Annotated in this window: 15 protein-coding genes; 9 read left to right on the top strand and 6 right to left on the bottom strand. The window is 57.8% G+C overall.

The features are described 5' to 3' along the window. The first annotated feature begins 152 nt into the window (after nucleotides 1-152). Nucleotides 153-782, top strand: a complete 630-nt coding sequence (locus O4G22_RS10285; protein WP_306701731.1) for a PEP-CTERM sorting domain-containing protein — start codon at nucleotides 153-155, stop codon at nucleotides 780-782. 53 nt (nucleotides 783-835) lie between these two features. On the opposite strand, the gene O4G22_RS10280 is transcribed toward O4G22_RS10285, so the two are convergent. Further along, nucleotides 836-1,663 (bottom strand): potassium channel family protein, encoded by an 828-nt coding sequence (locus O4G22_RS10280; RefSeq protein ID WP_306701730.1) that lies wholly within the window; start codon nucleotides 1,661-1,663, stop codon nucleotides 836-838. A gap of 83 nt (nucleotides 1,664-1,746) precedes the next feature. Then, the gene (htpG, locus tag O4G22_RS10275; RefSeq protein ID WP_022197413.1) at nucleotides 1,747-3,588 is read right to left on the bottom strand and encodes a molecular chaperone HtpG; all 1,842 of its coding nucleotides are present in this window, start codon (nucleotides 3,586-3,588) and stop codon (nucleotides 1,747-1,749) included. A 171-nt stretch (nucleotides 3,589-3,759) separates the two neighbouring features. Between htpG and O4G22_RS10270 the strand changes: the two genes are divergently transcribed. The 4 genes from O4G22_RS10270 (at nucleotide 3,760) to pheT (ending at nucleotide 10,747) form a co-directional block, all read left to right on the top strand. After that, on the top strand, nucleotides 3,760-5,631 hold the full coding sequence (locus tag O4G22_RS10270; RefSeq protein ID WP_306701729.1) for a M60 family metallopeptidase: 1,872 nt from the start codon (nucleotides 3,760-3,762) through the stop codon (nucleotides 5,629-5,631). A 199-nt stretch (nucleotides 5,632-5,830) separates the two neighbouring features. Then, nucleotides 5,831-7,015: a CynX/NimT family MFS transporter gene (locus tag O4G22_RS10265; protein WP_094135953.1), complete on the top strand. Its 1,185-nt coding sequence runs from the start codon at nucleotides 5,831-5,833 to the stop codon at nucleotides 7,013-7,015. A 166-nt stretch (nucleotides 7,016-7,181) separates the two neighbouring features. Further along, the gene (gene pheS, locus O4G22_RS10260; RefSeq protein ID WP_022197410.1) at nucleotides 7,182-8,207 is read left to right on the top strand and encodes a phenylalanine--tRNA ligase subunit alpha; all 1,026 of its coding nucleotides are present in this window, start codon (nucleotides 7,182-7,184) and stop codon (nucleotides 8,205-8,207) included. A 20-nt stretch (nucleotides 8,208-8,227) separates the two neighbouring features. Further along, on the top strand, nucleotides 8,228-10,747 hold the full coding sequence (gene pheT, locus O4G22_RS10255) for a phenylalanine--tRNA ligase subunit beta (RefSeq protein ID WP_306701728.1): 2,520 nt from the start codon (nucleotides 8,228-8,230) through the stop codon (nucleotides 10,745-10,747). A gap of 153 nt (nucleotides 10,748-10,900) precedes the next feature. On the opposite strand, the gene O4G22_RS10250 is transcribed toward pheT, so the two are convergent. Next, nucleotides 10,901-11,494 carry a hypothetical protein gene (locus O4G22_RS10250; protein WP_290488633.1) on the bottom strand — a complete coding sequence of 198 codons (594 nt, stop codon included), beginning with the start codon at nucleotides 11,492-11,494 and terminating at the stop codon, nucleotides 10,901-10,903. 150 nt (nucleotides 11,495-11,644) lie between these two features. Here O4G22_RS10250 and O4G22_RS10245 point away from each other — a divergent pair, with 150 nt between their 5' ends. After that, on the top strand, nucleotides 11,645-13,108 hold the full coding sequence (locus O4G22_RS10245; protein WP_094135949.1) for a tryptophanase: 1,464 nt from the start codon (nucleotides 11,645-11,647) through the stop codon (nucleotides 13,106-13,108). 105 nt (nucleotides 13,109-13,213) lie between these two features. Here the strand turns inward: O4G22_RS10245 and O4G22_RS10240 are convergent, their stop codons facing one another. The 3 genes from O4G22_RS10240 to O4G22_RS10230 form a co-directional block, all read right to left on the bottom strand. After that, nucleotides 13,214-13,681 carry a GNAT family N-acetyltransferase gene (locus tag O4G22_RS10240; protein ID WP_295978574.1) on the bottom strand — a complete coding sequence of 156 codons (468 nt, stop codon included), beginning with the start codon at nucleotides 13,679-13,681 and terminating at the stop codon, nucleotides 13,214-13,216. 207 nt (nucleotides 13,682-13,888) lie between these two features. Next, nucleotides 13,889-14,938: a serine/threonine protein kinase gene (locus O4G22_RS10235; protein WP_290488635.1), complete on the bottom strand. Its 1,050-nt coding sequence runs from the start codon at nucleotides 14,936-14,938 to the stop codon at nucleotides 13,889-13,891. Nucleotides 14,939-15,017: 79 nt separating this feature from the next. Continuing rightward, a complete protein-coding gene (locus O4G22_RS10230) occupies nucleotides 15,018-15,965 on the bottom strand; it encodes a hypothetical protein (protein ID WP_306701727.1) in 948 nt (315 codons plus the stop codon). 108 nt (nucleotides 15,966-16,073) lie between these two features. Between O4G22_RS10230 and O4G22_RS10225 the strand changes: the two genes are divergently transcribed. The 3 genes from O4G22_RS10225 to proC all read left to right on the top strand — a co-directional run bounded on the left by O4G22_RS10225 (nucleotide 16,074) and on the right by proC (nucleotide 18,548). Then, entirely contained in the window at nucleotides 16,074-16,991 is a 918-nt protein-coding gene (locus O4G22_RS10225) for a hypothetical protein (protein ID WP_094135945.1), read from the top strand. An 11-nt stretch (nucleotides 16,992-17,002) separates the two neighbouring features. After that, nucleotides 17,003-17,671 (top strand): DNA-3-methyladenine glycosylase I, encoded by a 669-nt coding sequence (locus O4G22_RS10220; RefSeq protein WP_295978570.1) that lies wholly within the window; start codon nucleotides 17,003-17,005, stop codon nucleotides 17,669-17,671. Between the two features lie 70 nt (nucleotides 17,672-17,741). Further along, nucleotides 17,742-18,548: a pyrroline-5-carboxylate reductase gene (proC, locus tag O4G22_RS10215; RefSeq protein ID WP_306701726.1), complete on the top strand. Its 807-nt coding sequence runs from the start codon at nucleotides 17,742-17,744 to the stop codon at nucleotides 18,546-18,548. The last annotated feature ends 53 nt before the right edge of the window (nucleotides 18,549-18,601 follow it).

Genomic DNA, 18,601 nt, shown 5'->3' with positions numbered 1-18,601 from the left:
TTGAAATGTGATGAGGATAAATATGAAAATCAGACAAGAACGAAAATATCTAGGGCAATGATTACAGCAGAGTATAAGGGCGAATATGTTGGATTTTGTTCTAAATCCTTGAAGAAGTGTGTACGGATTGGGAATCCGTTATACCTCTGCCCATGGAACAATATTTCAAAAATTTATTAGGGAAAATGGCGAAAACGGCTCTTCTAAGTGTTTTTCTTCACTTTGGTTTTTTGGGAGGAGTTTGCCGGGCAAGTGAAATTTACATAGAGAAAAGTATCTGGAATGATGATCAGGCTGTTTATGAGGATATTGATGGGACGGTAATGAATAATGATTCTGATTGGTATTTGAAAGGATGCAATACTATATATTTGGGGAATCATTATAATGGTACCTCCGGCTATCACCCTCGTTTATCTTTAGTTAATTTAACTTTGCATGCGGAGCTGGGAGAGCGAAATTTGAGTGAAGCTGTTTTATCTTTTAATTTTTTTGGACAGTATACGGTACTTATGGAATGGCAGGAAATTAAATGGGATATAACGGCTTCTGCCGATTTGAAGCCGGGACGTTACCTGCTGTTTACAACTACAAAATCAACAGTTGCGTCAGTGCTTCACGTGGTGAATTGGAAGAATCCACACGTTGAAGCGGAGGAATATGGCAATGGCATGGTTTCCATATATTATAACCATCTTGGTTCCCAGGTGCCTGAGCCTGGCGCGGCGGGGTTATCCCTGCTGGGGATTACGGCGGCGTTGTGGCGCCGAAGGAGGGAATAGGAGACTTTTTGTAATTCCGCAGATTTGTCCGCGCCTCTGAGGAAGCCCTGTCGTCAGGTTGTGGAAGAGCCGGGCGGTGATGTTTTCTTTTCTGCTTCAGTAGGGGAATGGGGAGCGTCCCGAAGGGTCTTCAGCAGGGCCGCCATGGTGTCTATGTCTTCATCCGTCATGGAGGAAAGGTCGTCCAGTTTCTTTTTGATGGCCTCAATTTCCTCCTCCCGGTACGGCAGTGCTTCTCCGCCGTGGGGACTCAGAAAGAAGGAAGTGATGGTGCTGGTGAGCGTTCCCACGAATCCAATGCCCGTGAGCATCAGGAATACAGCCAGGAATTTGCCTGAAGTGGTGACCGGATAGGTATCCCCGTAGCCTACCGTGGTAGCCGTGACGAAGGACCACCAGATGCCGTTGGGCAGGCTCATGCCTTCCGCCAGATGGATGCCTACGGCCCCCAGCAGGATGATGACCAGGGCGGCGATGCAGATATACTTGAATCCGTTCGTGTTGAAGAAACGCCGGATGCGCGTGGTGAACCTCATGGCATAGGAAAACAGGTCCAGATACCTGGCGAGCCTTAAAATTTCCCCCAGCGAGGCGAACCTGAACAGGCGGAACAGGGCGTCAAAGGGTATAATGGCCAGTAAATCCCAGGGGTGTTCCTTAACGAAGAGCCATTTGGACCGGCTGATGGAGAAGCGGATCACATAATCCAGCACAAAAATCCAGTAGATGACGCGGTCCGCCGTGACTTCCCATTCCGCCGCTTCCGTGGTCAGGTCAATGGCGGTCAGCGTTACGGCGACCAGGGCCAGCAGGCACATGCCCGCTTGATAGGCCAGCCTCAGGAACAGAATGTGGCGGGGCATGCGGCGTAACGCGTTCATGGCGGGAAGAGAAATGAAAAAGCCGCCCCCGGCGGGGTGGGCAGGGAGCGGCTTGGGGAGAGAGGCTGTTTCCTCCGGGCCCCTTACTTCAGCAGGAGCTGTTCCATCAGGGCCTGGGAGGACTGGGCCAGCACGGCGGGATCGTCCAGCATGCCGGCGCGGAGCAGGGCGGTATTCGCGATCTGGTCCGCCACCATTTGCGCCAGTTCCGGGTTTTCCGTCCGCAGGGCGGAAAGCTTTTTCACCAGCGGGTTGGAGGGGTTCAGTTCCAGCTGCGGGTGGCTTTCCGGCACTTCCTGCCCCATGGCTTTCATGTACGCCCTCATTTCCGGCCCCATGTCATTGCCGCTTTGCAGGGCTACGGCGGCTCCGCTGACCAGGCGCTTGCCCAGGGTGACTTTGGAGAATTTGTCCGGATACAGCCCTTTCAGCCATTCTTCCAGGGCCGCGGCTTCCTCCTGGGGCAGGGCGTCCTTCTGTTCCTCTTCCAGGGCGGGGAGTTCCACGTCGGCGCGGTCGATCATCGTGACGGGCTTGCCGTCCACGCTGGACAGGGAGTCCAGCACGAATTCGTCCCCGTGGTCCGTGAAGAAGGCCACTTCATAGCCGCGGGCCTTAAAGGCTTCCAGGTACGGGCTGTTTTCCAGATGGGAACGGGAGGGGCCGGTAAGCGCGTAAATGGCCGTCTGCCCTTCCTTCATGCGGGTGACGTAGTCTTCAAATGAGGTCGTTTCCCCCGGTTCCGTGGCCGTGGATTCAAAACGGAGCAGCTTGCCCAGAGATTCCTTGTTCGGCCAGGAGGTGACGACGCCTTCTTTCAGGTAGCGGGAGAATTGCGCGTAGAATTCCCTGTAGGTTTCCTGATCGTCCTTCGCCAGTTTTTCCAGATGCTTGATGAAGCGTTTGGTGATGATGTCGCTGATTTTGCGCACCAGGGAGTTGTCCTGAAGCATTTCGCGGGAAATGTTCAGGGGCAGGTCTTCGCTGTCCACCACGCCGTTCAGGAAGCGGAGCCATTCCGGCAGCAGGCCTTCCGGCTTGGCGTCAATCAGCACGCGCTTGCAGTACAGGGCCACGTTGGCGTCCACGCGGCCGAATCCGAACATTTCCGGATTGCGTCTGGGGATGAAAAGCAGGGCATTCAGGGCAATAGGGGCGTCCGCGCTGAAGTGCATGTAGGACAGGGGCTTTTCATCCGTGTGGGCAATGAACTGGTAAAATTCATCATATTCCTCCGGTTTCACGTCGGATTTGGACTTGGACCAGATGGCCTGGACGGTATTGACGTGCTCTCCGTTGAAGTTGAGGGGGAACCCCACGAAGTTGGAGTAGCGGCGCAGGAGCTCCTTCACGCGGTATTCCTGGGAGAACTCTTCATATTCGTCTTTCAGGCGGATGACGATGCGGGTGCCCCGGTCCAGCGGTTCCGCCAGCGTTTCGATGCTGTAGCCTTCCCGTCCGTCGGAAGACCAGCGCAGGGAGGCGGCTTCCGGTTCATAGGAATGGGTGAACACTTCCACCCGGTCCGCTACCATAAACGAGCTGTAGAAGCCCACGCCGAACTGGCCAATCAGGTCCGCTCCGCCTTCCTGCTTCTGCTTGAGGGCCTCCATGAATTTTTTGGTGCCGGAGTGGGCGATGGTTCCCAGGTTTTCCACCAGGTCCGCTTCCGTCATCCCGATGCCGGTGTCCGCAATGGTGATGGTTTTGTTTTCCTTATCCGTGGTGACGGTGATTTCCAGGGGCTTGTCCGGCTGGTAAATATTAGAATCCGTCAACTGCTTCAGACGCAGTTTTTCCAGGGCGTCGGAAGCGTTGGAAACAAGCTCGCGGACAAAGATTTCACGGTCGCTGTAAAGGGCGTTGATGACAATGTCCAGCAGCTGCCGGACTTCCGCCTGAAATTGATGTGTTTCTGTATTCATATGGAAAAATGTTTTGCGAGCGTCATTATACGGCCCCCGTCAAGGGGGATGGACAGTTTTTCTCCCTGGGCCCGGGCGTCCCATGTCACACAAAGGGGCTTTTTCCCGGGCATGGAGGCCGGGCGTTTTTCCTTGAAACAATTCCGGAAACCGAACAGTATTATTTAACAAATGATTTTCTCACCATTGTTGAAAAAGGGGATTCTTTTATTGGCCCTCTGCGGCGTGTTGGGCGGCGGCGTTCTTTCCGCCCAGGAAACAGGAGGCCCGCCGATTACGGAGGAGGGGTTGAAGACATTGGATTCCAATGTGTTCGCCAATGAATACATGCTTGCGTTGAAGCCCAATGTCACGCGCGACCGCATCGCCAGAATCAAGGATCCCTTTGTGCGTGGGCTCGCCGAGCAGATGGCGGAGAAGAAATTTGACCGCAAGGCCCGCGCCCTGACGGCGGAGCCGTATGAACCGGTCAAGGATCTGGCGGAACGCCTGCGCACCAGCCAGTACAGCAAATTTGAAAATCCCACCGGCATCTTTTTTGAAGAGGGTGAGGACGTATTGCTGGTCATGGGGGATTCCAAAGGTGAAAAACTGAATCTGGTTATCCACAATTTCGGGCGGGACGGAGGCCACAGCTCCTATCCGCTGAAAGAGGGGGTCAACATCATCAGGGCGAAGAACAAGGGGCTTGGCTACATTGAGTATTTCACTCCCAATTACAAGAAGGCGCCCAAGGTGCATTTGTCCATTCTGTCCGGCAAGGTGAATGGAGTTTTCGTGGGAGGCGTCAGCAAAAACAGCGACTGGAAGAGGATGCTGGAAAACTCCCCCACGGAAGTTGTGGACATCGTGGGCAACCGCGTGCATCTGGTGTATCCGGTGGAGGAACTTAAACAATTCTGCCCGGACAAGGGGGAGGAGCTCATTGCCCTGTACGACAGGATTATCGGCATGGAGCAGCGGATCATGGGTCTGTACAAGTACAGGATGCTGCCCAAAAACCGGATGTTCGGCCGTGTGATCTGGAACGGGTTCATGCATGCGGACGGTACGGGAGCCGCGTTCCATAACGGCACCATGAAGGAGGTCGGCAATCCGGACAAGATTCCCGGCAGCGCCTGGGGGATTGCCCATGAGTTCGGCCACGTCAACCAGGTGCGCCCCGCCATGAAATGGGTATCCACCGGAGAAGTAACCAATAACATTTACTCCGCTTACGTGAATTACATGCTGAATCCCTCCAGCATGCGCTTGGAGCATGAACGCATCAATGGCGGGGACGGCAACATGATCGGCGGACGTTTCAACGCCTACTTGAACAACGGCATTTTGAAGGGGGAAAACTGGCTTGTCCAGAGCGGGCCGGACAAGCGTTCCGGCGGGGATAACCGTCCGATGGTGCACGACCATTTTGTCAAGCTGGCTCCCCTGTGGCAGCTGGAGCTGTACTTCAAGGTAGCCGGGAAGGGCAATCCCGACTTTTATCCGGACATCTTTTATAAGGCCATTAAGATGGATACCAGGGGCAAGAAGGACGGCGAGCTCCAGCTTGCGTTCATGAAGAACGCCTGCGACGCCGCCAGGCAGGACCTGACGGATTTTTTCCGGAAAACGGGCATGCTCAAACCCATTGACCAGGAACTGGACGACTACACCTGCGCCCGCATGACCATCACGGAGGCCGACTGCAAGGACCTGATTGCCTACGCCAGGAAGTACAAAAAACCGGAAAGCCCCGTCATTTATTATATTTCCGTCAATAGCGCGGAAGCATACAAGAACCGCCTCCCTGTCCGCGGCGTCTACAACCAGGGCGTTACGGAGCAGGGCAATCGTCGCATTATTTCCCATGACGTGTGGAAAAACGCCGTCGTCTTTGAAACCTACAAAGACAGGGAGATGGTCCGCATCACCATGGCGGGGACGGATTCCAGGGATAATTCCTCCACCACGGTTCCCTATCCGGAAGGCTCTACGCGGATTGAGGCCGTTTCCTGGGACGGCAGGCGTACGCTGGTGTACGGCAAACGCCCTTCCAAATGAAAGCTTAAGAGGTTAGCGTGTTCGGGCGCCGCCGTCCTCCGGGACGGCGGCGCTTTTTCATGGCAGGGGGGGGATGGAAAGCCGCAAGGGGATTGATCCCCCTTGATGGTCTTTTCTCCATACCGTATCTTCCGGACTGCTGACAGCCGGAAGACTGTCGCTTTTGAACAGGGGCGGAGGAGAGGCTGTATAACATGGGATGGATAAGGCAGGAACTTCCAGAGGCATCAGGGGAAAGATGCTGTTGTTTGCCGCCTTTTTAATCGTGTGCTTTAATCTGCGTACCGGGTTTGATTCTCCCGATCCGCTGCTGGGAACGATTGAAAGGGATATGGGGCTTTCCCTGGAAAATTCAGGGCTGTTCGCCCTGCTGCCCGTCTTTGTGCTGGGGGTGGCGGCTCCCATTTCTCCGCGCGTGGCGCGCCGGATGACGCCGTGGAAAATCATTTTCTGGTTCCAGCTTCTGGCGGTAGCCGGAATTTTGTGGCGCAGCTGGGACGGCGTGGCGGGGTTATACGGCGGCATGGTTCTGATGGGGCTGGGCATGGGAATTGCCGGAGCGGCCATTCCCGGACTGATCAAACACCAGTTTCCTGACCGCGCTTCCGCCATGATGGGCGTTTACAGCGCCATGATCGGCGTGGGCAGCGCTGCGGCTTCCGGCTTGTCCGTTCCCCTTTCCAATATGCTGGGAGGCTGGCGTTTCGGCCTGGGGATCTGGATTATTCCCATCCTGCTGGGGATGCTGGTATGGGGCGCTTATTTTCTCAGGCATCCGGACGGCGTGTTTCAAAACGATCCGGCGGCATCCGGACGCAGCCTGCTGCGCAGCGGCAAGGCATGGCAGGTTACCGTTTTTTATTTGAGCCGCGTTGGGGCTGCCTATTTCTTTTATACCTGGATTCCCATCTTTCTGCGGCAGCGGGGCATGAGCTATGAGGACGCCGGTTTCATCCTTTCCGTGGCCATGTTCGCCCAGCTGCCCGCTACGCTCTCCGCTCACGTGCTGGAAAAGGCTACGGGCGGCCGGGGACTCCTCATCGTGATGGCCATGGCGTTGGCGGCCCTTTCCTGCTGGGGCATCCTGTATCTTCCGCTGGACTGGGCCGTCTGGATGGCTGTTCTGTTCGGCCTGGCGACGGGAACCGTATTCAGCCGCGGAATGGCGCTGATGGTGGAACGGGCCCGGACGCCTTCCGAATCAATCAGGCTTTCCGGCATGTCCCAGGGAATCGGCTTCACCATGGGCGCCCTGTTGAGCCTGCTGTTCACCTCCTTCCTGCATCAGGGAGGCTCCTTCCTGCCGTTCTGCCTGGTTTATACCTTTTTCTGCGTGCTCGGCATGGTTTCCGGCCGCATGTCCGCCCGGCCGGGATACGTGTAATTTTCTGGGGAGATATTCATGATTAAGTATTAGTGATTAGGGAGAGGGGGTCATTGTTCTTTCCCTCTTTTCCGTATTCCGCCATTTTCTCTTGAGTGACGTTCCGCCGGCCCGAAGGGCTTGACGCTGGCGGGGGGGGCGGGTAAGCTCTTGCCCGTCAAATTTTATGAAGGAAGAGATTGTACGCATCCAACGGGACGCTCTGGAGCGCATCGCCCAGGCGTCTGACAGGCGCGGCGTGGAAGACGCGCGCGTGGCCATCCTCGGCAAAAAAGGGGAACTGACCCTGGCCCAGACGGGCATGAAGGACGTTCCCAGGGAGGAAAAACCCGCCGTCGGCCAGTTGCTTAACGAGGCCCGCAAGGCCATTACGGAAGCCCTGGACGCCAAGCTGGAGGAAGTGCAGGCCCTGGCGGACAAGGCCGCCGTGGCCGGGGTGGACCTGACGCTGCCGGCCCGCTCCCTGCCGTCTGGCGGGCTGCACCCCCTCACCATCGTGCGGGATGAAGCCGTCCGCATTCTGCGCCACATGGGCTTTGCCCTTGCGGACGGCCCGGAGATTGAGGACGAGTTCCACTGCTTTGACGCGCTGAATACGCCGGAGGATCATCCGGCGCGCAATGAGAAGGATACGTTTTACTTTGATTCCGGCAAGCTTCTGCGTACGCACACGTCTTCCGTGCAAATCCGTTCCATGGAAAAGCAGATGCCTCCCGTGCGCGTCATCGCTCCCGGTTCCGCCTACCGCCGCGACGAAATTGACGCCACGCACCTTTCCGCCTTCAATCAGCTTGAAGGCCTGTATGTGGATACGGACGTTTCCGTGGGCGACCTGAAAGGAACGCTGGAATATTTTCTGCGCGCCCTTTTCGGCTCCGGCACGGAGGTGCGCTTCCGCCCCCATTTCTTCCCGTTCACGGAACCCAGTTTTGAAATTGACGTCAAGCTGAAGGTGGACGGCCAGGCCCCCCGCTGGGTGGAGATTGCCGGCTGCGGCATGGTGGATCCCAATGTTTTTGAAGCCGTGGACCGTGAACTGGGGCTGGATCCCCGCTCACAGGCCCGCTACACGGGGCTGACCGGCTTTGCCTTCGGCATCGGTCTGGACCGCCTGGCGATGATCCGCTGGGGCATCAGGGATATACGCGCCCTGATCGAGAACGATGTGCGCTTCCTTGCCCAATTCCAATAATCCTTATCTGTTTTCCCGTTATGAAGATTTCCCTTAACTGGCTTTCCCAGTACATTGACCTGTCCGGCCTGAGCGTGGATGAAATGTCTGACATGCTGACTTTTGCCGGCATTGAGGTGGAAGACATCCGCCAGCAGGGCGTGGATTCCCCATACGTGGTGGTGGCCCGCGTGGCCGCCGCGGAACAGCATCCCCAGGCGGACCGGCTGAAGGTCTGCCAGGTGGACGTGGGCGACGGCACGCTGCACCAGATCGTATGCGGCGCGCAGAATTACAAAGTGGGGGACAAGGTGCCCTGCGCCCTGCCGGGAGCAGTGCTTCCCGGCAACTTTGAAATCAAGGTGGGCAAGCTGCGCGGCGTGGAGTCCCGCGGCATGCTCTGTTCCGCCTCCGAGCTGGGGCTTCCCGACAAGGAGCACGGTCTCTGGATTCTCCCCCAGGAACTGGAACCCGGCACGCCTATTTCCCAGGTTGTCAAGGCGGATACCCTGGTGGAAGTGGAAGTGACGCCCAACCGGCCGGACCTGCTTTCCCACAACGGCATGGCGTATGAACTGGCCGCTATTTCCGGCCGGGAGTACAGGCCCGTTTCCATTGACGACGCCGGGGTGGAACTGGAACCCGCCGGAGACTTCGTGCGGCTGGACCAGCCGGAGCTGAACCCGTACTACACCGCTGTAAAAGTCAGCGGCGTGAACGTGCAGGAAAGCCCGGAATGGCTGAAGGAACGCCTGGTAGCCGTCGGTCTGCGCCCCATCAACAACATTGTGGATATTACCAACTTCGTCCTGCATGAACTGGGAACGCCCCTCCATGCCTTTGACGCAGCGAAAGTGCAGGGCGGCATCGTTACCCGCACCGCTTATGAAGGGGAAACTTTCAAGGCTCTGGACGGCCAGGAATACACGCTTAACTGCACGGACCTGGTTGTCGCGGACCAATCCGGCAAGGCGCTCGCCATCGGCGGCGTGATGGGTGGGGAGGAAAGCGGCGTGACGGACGCCACCACGGATATCATTCTGGAGTCCGCCTGGTTCAAGCCCTCCTCCGTGCGCGCCACGTCCCGCAGGCTGGCCCTGTCCTCCGACTCCTCCTACCGCTTTGAACGCGGCACTTCCGCCTGGAATGTCCTGCGCGGTTCCGTGCGCGCCGTGGAACTGATTCTCCAGCTGGCGGGCGGAACGACTTCCCCGACGTATGTGGCCGGTTCTCCCGTTCCTAATCCGGCGCATGCTTCCATGCCTTCCTGCGGGGGGGCGGACGGCCCCGTTTCCGTGCCCGCTTCCCTGAAGCAGGGGAAGGGCGCCACGGTGACTAATGAACTGGGCTTCGTGGAACTTCCCTGGAAGGCGCTGGATCAGATGTCCGGCGGTTCCATTTCCCATGAGGAAGGGGCTCGCATCCTGACGGCGCTGGGCCTGAAGCAGGTTCCGGAGTCTCCCGAATGCTGGCTGATCCCCCCCCACCGCCTGGATCTCACGCGTCCGTGCGACCTGCTGGAGGAAATCGTGCGCGTCTTCGGCCTGGACGGCATACCGTCCCGCTTCTCCGGCCCCTTCGTGGCGGAATCCCCGGTGGATGCGGCCTACAATTTCCAGATGGAGCTGCGCCGCAAGCTGGCGGCCCTGGGATTCTATGAAACCCAGACCATCAAGCTCATTGCCTCTGAATCCGCGGACGGCGCCATTGCCCAGGTGAAGGACGCGTTGCCCCTGCGCCCCCTTCAGGACGGAGACCTCATCCGCGTGTCCCTGCCGCTCAGCGAGGATCACTCCGTGCTGCGTCCCGCCCATACGCCCGGCCTGATTGCCGCCGCCGTGCGCAACAGCAACCAGGGCGTGTCCGGCCTGCGCTTCTTTGAACTTGGCCGCGTCTTCCGCAATACGGGCGGCGGCAAGGGCAGGGACATTGAAACGGATACCCTGGGCATTCTTGTTTCCGGGGACCGCACGGCGCGCTCCTGGGCAGACCCCAGGCCGGAGCAGGCCTCCTTTGAGGACCTTCTGGCCGTGATGGCTGCTCTGGCGCCGGGCCACCGCTTTACGCTTACGCCTGCCAAACCGCGCGAACAGGCCGCCCTGGGGGCGGATGTGCAGCTGGACGGGAAAGCCTGCGGCTATTTCGCCCGCCTGTCCCTGGCGCGCTGCCGGGAGCTGGGCCTGGGCCAGCCCGTGTACGTGGCGGAACTGGACCTGCGCAAAATGCAGGAAATCCTCACCGCGCCCGTGAAGGCTGCGGAATTGCCCCAATTCCCCGGCTCTTCCCGCGATGCGGCCATGGAACTGCCCCTCTCCACGCCCAATGCGGACATTGTCAAGGCCGTGGAATCCGCCCGGGAAAAACTGCTTGTCAGCTATTCCTGCTTTGACGTGTTCACGGACCCCTCCGGTGAAAAACTCCCGGCGGACCGCAAATCCATCGCCTACACCTTCCTGTACAGGGATCCGGCCAAGACCCTCACGGCCGCGGAAGTGGACGCCGCGCACCAGCGCGTGCTGAAAGCCCTGACGGATAAAGTGAAGGGCCTTTCCTTCAGGTAACTTCCGTTAACGGGCCGCGCGTTCCATGAGCTGGAGCGCGCGGCCTTTTTTTGAAAAAACGCTCTTTTCCGGGGCTTGGAGGGAACGGCGCGGACTGGCCAGCCCTCCGCCGCCGCTGTGAGGAGGGCTGGCGGACGTTTGCGTCCGCTCCGGTCAAAGAGCTGCGAACTGGAAGTGCATCCAGTCGTAGTCGCGGGCGCGTCCCAGGGATACGGCCCCTTCCGCTTCCACGAATTGCCAGAAAGCGGCGTATTCCGGTCCGGACAGTACCGCTTTCGGCGCGGGGATGTTCAGGCCGTTTCTGTCCGGGTCCATGTCCACGGCGATGCCCCAGGCATGCATGGATGTGGCCTTTCCGCCGATGATGGAGCGGTTGTTGAAGCAGCCGCCGTACAGGTCCAGCCCCAGTTCCCTGATTTTCTCCATGCCGTAATGGTCCAGAGTTGCCTGGAAGATGCGGACGAGCGGTTCCGCCACCAGCTTGTGGCAGCGCATGGTGGAAACGGTCGTGTTTGTTTCCCACGCCAGCCGCATGACATAGGGCAGCCTGATGCTGGTCATGTTGCTTTCGTCCCCCGCACGGCCGAAGACGGATTTTCCGGAGCGCACTTCCTCCTGGCTGGGCCAGGAATGTTCCGGCTGCCGGATGTCCAGCTTATCCATCAGGGCCAGCGCCGTCTTGGGGCCGGGGATGCCGTCCGCATCCACGCCCAGGCGCTGTTGAATCAATTTCCAGTATTTTGTCATAGGGAGCCACGCTAAAAGCTCCCTATGGAAAGTTCCACATTTTTCCTTCCAGCGTCATTCCTGCCTTTCCGGCGGGAGGCAAAAAGCCGTCTGCCCTTTTATGTTGCGGAAAAGATCCATTCTGCTAAACTCCCGCTTACCTTTTATTTTATGAATTCAGAACCATCCAACGTTGTCAAATTTTACAATGGGGAACAGATTCCCCTGGAACTGCATAAAGTCCGCGTGGTGCAGAAGCTGCATCTTGTCCCCGTGGAACGCCGCCTGGAAGCCGCGCGGGAAGCCGGGTTCAACACCTTCCAGCTCAGCACGAACGACGTCTATCTGGACATGCTGACGGATTCCGGCGTCAACGCCATGAGCGACAACCAGATCGCCGCCATGTTCCGGGCGGATGACGCCTATGCCGGTTCCCAGAGCTTTGACCGCCTGAAACAGGCCGTCCGGGATGTCTTCGGCAAGGAATACCTGCTGCCCGCCCACCAGGGGCGCGCCTGTGAAAACATCATCGCCCGCACTTTCGTGAAGCCCGGTGACGTGGTTCCCATGAACTACCATTTCACCACCACGCACGCCCACATTGACCTGAACGGCGGGAAGATTGAGGAACTGGTGGCTGACGAAGCCGTCAACCCGGTCAGCACCAATCCTTTCAAGGGTAATCTGGACCCCGCCAAGCTGCGGGACTGCATCGCCCGGCACGGGGCGGACAAAATCCCCTTCGTGCGCATGGAAGCCTCCACCAACCTGATTGGCGGCCAGCCCTTCTCCATTGCCAACATGCGGGAAATCCGCGGCATTTGCGATGAATTCGGCATCATGCTGGTGCTGGACGCCTCCCTGATCGGGGAAAACGCCTATTTCATCAAGATGCGTGAAGACGAGTTCAAGGATTCATCCTGCGCGGACATCCTGAAAACCATGTGCGGCCTGGCGGACCTGGTGTATTTCTCCGCCCGCAAGGTTTCCTCTTCCCGCGGCGGCGGCATCTGCACGAACGACCGCTCCATCGCCAAGAAAATGGAGCACCTGGTTCCTCTCTTTGAAGGCTTCCTGACTTATGGCGGCATCTCCGTGCGGGAAATTGAGGCCATGGCCGTGGGCCTGTATGAAACGACGGATTTGACCGTGATTTCCCAGAGCCCCTCCTTCATTGAATATTTCATCGGCCAGATGGTGGACATGGGCATTCCCTGCGTGACCCCCGCTGGCGGCCTGGGCGCCCATATTGACGCCGGGCGCTTCCTGCCCCACATCCCGCAGGAGGACTATCCCGCCGGGGCCCTCGCGGCGGCTTTCTTCATCGCCTCCGGCGTGCGCGGCATGGAACGCGGCACGCTCTCCAGCGTCCGTGACGAAAACGGCAAGGACATCCTGGCGGATGTGGAACTGCTCCGCTTGGCCTTCCCGCGCCGCGTATTTACGCTGTCCCAGGTTAAATACGTAGCGGACCGCATGAAGTGGCTCTACGACAACCGCGATCTGATCGGCGGCCTGGAATTCGTGGAGGAACCGCCCGTTCTGCGCTTCTTCATGGGCAAGCTCCGCGCCAAGAGCGACTGGCCTGAAAAACTGGCGGCCAAATACCGTCAGGACTTCGGGGAAAGCCTGTAAGCGCGGCTTCCCGTCCGCATCTTTATCCTGCAAGGGCTGAACCGGATGGTTCAGCCCTTGTTGCGTTGAAGCGGCGCGGCCTTGAAGGCAAACTGCAACGGGGGATCAATCCCTTCCGGGATAAACGGATGGCGACAGCCTCATGTATAAAACGGGGTAAGGCTTGCCCTGTTCATCGGTCTCCGCTCTTCTGTAGACATGAAATCCCATATGTTCGTAAAACGCTTTCGCCTGGGGATTTTGTTCGTTAACTCCCAATTCATTGACGGAATATTCCCTGATGCCGGTTTCAATTAATTTTTTCCCCAGTCCGCGGCCGCGCGCTTCCGGAGAAACAAACAGCATTTCAAGTTTCTGTTCATGAATTCCCATGAATGCGCATGGAAATCCGTGGTCATCCTCTATGATCATCAGATGGGGCACTTCCCTTAACGCCTGGGGAACATACTCCTGAATGTGATTTATTTCCTCATCTGACAAAAAAGTGTGGGTTTCTTTCACGGAACCTTTCCAGACCTTCACAAGCTGTTCCACCAATATTGGATTTCTGTCTTCAATGCTGATTGTTTTCATGATTTCTTTCTCCCGAAACCTTAATATTCAGGCAGATTCCTGACTAAATGCCGGAAAAATTTTATCTTTGGTTTGCTGTTCCTTCTTCCGGCCGCAAGCCGCTCTTCCGCCATAGCAGTTAAAAAGGAACCGGGAATGGAAAAATATCTGCGTGTAAACAGACATCAACCGCCTTGCGGTATTCAACCATGGCCGGAGGGGCAGGAATCAGAAATGGAACAATCCCTGCTCCCAGCATATCCAAACGGCCGCCGCCGCAATGAGCAGGATAATGATGAAAGCTGTGCCTGCGGAAGATTTTTTTCTGGCCTGGGGAAGGGCCTTCCTCGATACTCCGCCTGCCTGCAGGGTGCCTGCCGCCGCCATGGCGTTGATATAGTCGTTCCATGCCTTGGCGGAATGGAATCGGTTGCGTTCATCCGGAGACAGGGCTTTGTCAATGCCGGAAAGGAAGTTCATGGGATAGGTTTTCCGCAGGGTCGCGTAACCGGTCACTTTCGGGTTGCGGTCCACTACGGAACGCTGGTCCGCCGGATGGGGAACCTGGCCCGTGAGCAATTCGTAAAACGTGGCGCCCAGTTCGTACATATCGCACCAGGGGCCTATTTCGCTCCGGCGTCCGGGGTAGAATTCCGGCGGGGTATAGCCGGGCGTGATCTGGACGAGCCCCTGATGCTGGAGGGTCTTGGTGCGCACGGCGCCGAAGTCGATGAGCTTGGGCGTTCCGTCCGGCTGGATGAAGATGTTGCTCGGCTTGATGTCGCAATGGTACACTCCCATGGAGTGAAGGTAGTGCAGGATGTCCAGCAGGCGGAACAGAAGATCCGTAGCCTGGGCCGGTTCCATGGTTTGCCCGGCGGCGTGCATGGCGGTCATCAGGTCAAACAGGGTTTGTCCCTGAATATTCTCCATGACGTAATAGCAGGTGCCGTTGGCGTCAAACATGTCAAATACCTGGACAATGCCGGGATGGTTGAGCTGGGACAGGATGGAAGCCTCCTGCCGGGAATTGGAAACGCTCTGGGCGAAATTGACGGCGGCCTGTTCGTCCCGGGGACGGACGAACCCGGTTTCCATATCCCGGCAGGCGTAGGCGTCCGGCATGCATTCCTTGATGACGACATACCGGGAACCGGGGTTGTCCAGAGCCAGGTACGTGATGCCGAAGCCGCCGGCGTTCAGCACGTTCAATATCGTATATTTGTCTTGCAGAACGGTATTGTTCGCAAGCGGATAAACCAGGGTTTCTTGTTCCATGTCAGGGGGAAGGGCGGGTTGGAAACGGGAAGATCTTTAATTGAATACGCAAGTTCTGTCAAGAATCTCTCCGCCGCATTCAATAACAGGAGACGCGGAATTCATATTCTTCCACGCTGCCGCGTTCCAGGCAGGCGGCCAGCCAGTCGAACAGGGCGCCGAATTCCCCGCCCAGGGTTTCCCCCGTATCCGCCTCCAGCGTCTTCTGCCTTCCTGCGGCCAGCCGTACGGGCGTGAGTTCCGCCAGCAGGGCGGCGCATTCCTCATCTCCGGCTTTGAAAATTTCCTCCGCTCCGGGCAGTTCTCCCAGGCGTTCGTCCGCAATTTCCAGGCAAAGCACCCCTACGCCGAACTCGGCGGCCAGCCCGCGGAGGGCGGCGCATTCGGAATCATCCGGCAGTTCCCCCACGATGACCAGTTCTCCGCACTGCGCCCAGCGGGACGTAGCCAGCGTTCTGAAAAATTCCCTTCTGCCGTCTTCTCCGCCGGGCATGCGGGCGACGCAGATGCTGCGGATGCCCATCATGGGGGCTCCGATCATGCGACGGCGCTGAAGTGCGCTTTTATCAAAAACGAGAGCGTTTTCTTCCCATTCCCCCTCCGGCCATTCCACGACGGCCAGATCCGGCTTTATCCAGGAAGTTCCTGTTTCACTGGTACTGAACACGAAGACGCCGCGGCCCGTGGTATCGTACTGGCGCACGGCCAGGGCCAGCGCCTTGGCGCGGCAGTTCAGGGCATCCGGTTCGTTTTCCCCAAGGAACAGGGGCAAAAGCCCTCTGGGAGCGCGCTGCCCGTCCCTTTCCCGCGTGCGTCTGTAATAGCCCTGGCCGCGTTCCACCTTGGCGATTTCCGAGTCAGGCTCGGAAGCCATGAAAGAAAAATGGTAGCGCAGGGATGCGTCCGAATATTCCTCCCCCAGTCTCAGGCGCACCAGGCGGATGAGTTCAGTTCCCTTAATGGCCTGGGCCGGATCGGAAGGCAAAAGTTCCGGGAGCAGTTCTTCCAGCTGGGATCGTAAACTCATACGCGCTCCATGAGAACACGGGAGAAGCGCTTCTTCAAGGCGGAAGGAGTTCAGCACATGAAATAAAAAGCTCTTTTATTTGCTCCGGAATACGGCAAGATAAGCTGCATGGCATGGATTACCTCCGGTTATATACCTTCGCCCGGGCGCATGGCCGTAATCGCCGGTACCACCTTTACGCAGCTGGTGCGCATGAAGGTGTTCCTTTTTCTGGGGCTCTTCGCCGTGGCGCTGCTGGCTCTGAGTTCCTTCCGCCTGAGCGCGGTGCTGGGGCCGGAAACCGGGGGAATCAATGAACTCGTGCTGCTGAAAAATTCCGCCTACGGCGCCATGCGGGTGTTCGGCCTCTTTTTCTGCGTGGCGGCTACGGCCCTGATTATCCCCAAGGATGCGGAAGACCGTATTCTGTACACTATCCTTTGCAAACCGGTGCCGCGCATTGACTATCTGATGGGGAAGGTGCTGGGGGTGTTGGCTCTGACCCTGGTCGCCGTGCTCCTGATGGATGCCGTGATGACGCTGGTGCTGTGGATGCGGACGGATACGGTGGTGGCGGAGCAGATAGCCTCCCTGAAAGGCCGCTATACGGTGGAGGAAATGCAGCCGTACCTGGACAGGATCCGCCTCCAGGGAGCTACCTGGAACGTGCAGACGGGGCTGGGAGTCATGATGTGCGAGTTTGTCGTTCTCTCCTCCCTCACGCTGTTAATGTCCTGTGTGACGAACGGCACCATCATCAGCGCGCTTCTGACGTTCATGGTCTATCTGGCGGGGCTGTTCCAGACGCAGGCGCTTTCCCTGTGGGTGGGGTCCGGCACGGATGGCCTTTCCTGGTGGGAAGTGGCGGGCAGCAGGCTCTTTTCCCTGATTTTTCCGAATTTCCAGATTTATTCCGTGACGGATTCCGCCCTGAACGGCCGGCTCATTCCCCTCTCCCTGTTCGGAAGCCTGGCCCTGATGACGCTGGGGTACTTCGTCTTTCACATGACGCTGGCGGCGTGGCTGTTCAGGAAAAAGGAATTTTAACGGGGACGGGTATGGAAGACATCATCAATGCGCGTTGCGGCTGGGCCGGAACGGACGAACTGTATATAAAGTACCATGACGAAGAATGGGGCAGGCCCGTTTCCGATGATAAAACCCTGTTTGAGTTTCTGGTGCTGGAGAGCGCCCAGGCGGGATTATCCTGGCTTACCGTCCTCCGGAAGCGCGAAGGATACCGGAGAGCCTTCCATGGCTTTGATGTGGAGAAAGTGGCGCGGATGACGGCGGAGGATGTGGAACGATTGATGAGCTTTGATGAAATTGTCAAAAACCGTTTGAAAATCAACAGCGCCATCAATAATGCGAAGCTGTTTATGGACGTTCAGAAAGAATTCGGCAGTTTTTACCGGTACGTCTTGTCGTTTTTTCCCGATCATCAGCCCGTTGTTAACCATTTCAGCGCTCTGGCGCAAATTCCCGCTGTTTCTCCGGAGTCGGAAGCCATGAGCAGGGACATGAAAAGGCGGGGATTCAGGTTTTTCGGTCCGACGATCTGTTATGCGTTTTTCCAGGCAACCGGGTTTGTCAACGACCATATTGAGGGCTGTTTCTGCAAAGCGGCTCAGTGCTCAAAATCCCAACCGCATGACCAGCCAGCCTGTGCTGTTAAGAACAGGGAGCCGGAGGGAACAAATGCGGAAATGAAGCGTTCGCGTTCATAGCTATGGGGCTTCATTGGCATTTCTATTTTCTATAAATTGCTTATATGTTGACTGAGAAAAATCATCAACCATGAAAACAGGTATCATCGGACTCGGAAAAATGGGAGGCGCCCTGCTGCGGGGCGTGCTGAAAGCGGGAGCAGCGGCTCCGGAGGAAGTTTGGGTATACGATCATCACCATGAGAACGTGCAGGCTCTGAGGGAGGAATACCCCGGAGTTCATGAAGCGGCCTCGGAGGCAGATGCGGCGGACGCAGTGGAAGTACTGATTCTGGCCGTGAAGCCGCGCGGCATTCTTCCGCTCATTTCCTCTCTTTCCGAACGGGGGGCGGAGCTTCCCCTTCTGATTTCCATCGCTGCCGCCGTTTCCCTGAATGACATGGAAGCCTGCGCCAGCGACGGAACGCGCATTATACGCGCCATGCCCAATACCCCGTGCATGGTGCTGGCCGGCGTCATCGCCTACAGTACGGGAACCGGCGTAAAAGATGAAGATGAAGAGGCGGCCCGGATGCTGCTTTCCGGCTGCGGCTCCGTCTGCAAGGTGGAGGAATTCGGGATGAATGCCGTTTCTGCCATTTCCGGTTGCGGCCCCGCCTACATGTTTACGGCTCTGGATGCGCTTGCAGACGCGGGGGTAGCCATGGGATTGCCCAGGAAAACCGCTTTGGAGCTGGCTGCGGAAACCATGCGTGGGGCCTCCCTGATGCTGGAACGGACCGGGAAGCATCCCATGGAACTCCGGGATGAGGTCACTTCCCCCGGAGGGACCACGATTGCCGCTCTGAATGCGCTGGATGAATGCGGCTTCCGCAATGCCTGGATTCAGGCGGTGAAAAGCGCCGTGCGGCGAGCTGAGGAAATGGAGCGCCAGTGACGGATGCTTCTCCAGATTTTCCCGGGGCCGGTTTTCTCCGGAAAAGACGGCCG

The organism is Akkermansia muciniphila (assembly GCF_030848305.1).
GTDB lineage: Bacteria > Verrucomicrobiota > Verrucomicrobiia > Verrucomicrobiales > Akkermansiaceae > Akkermansia > Akkermansia muciniphila_A.
The sequence above is the reverse complement of the archived record's forward strand: the minus strand, read 5'-3'. Positions and strand labels throughout refer to the sequence as shown.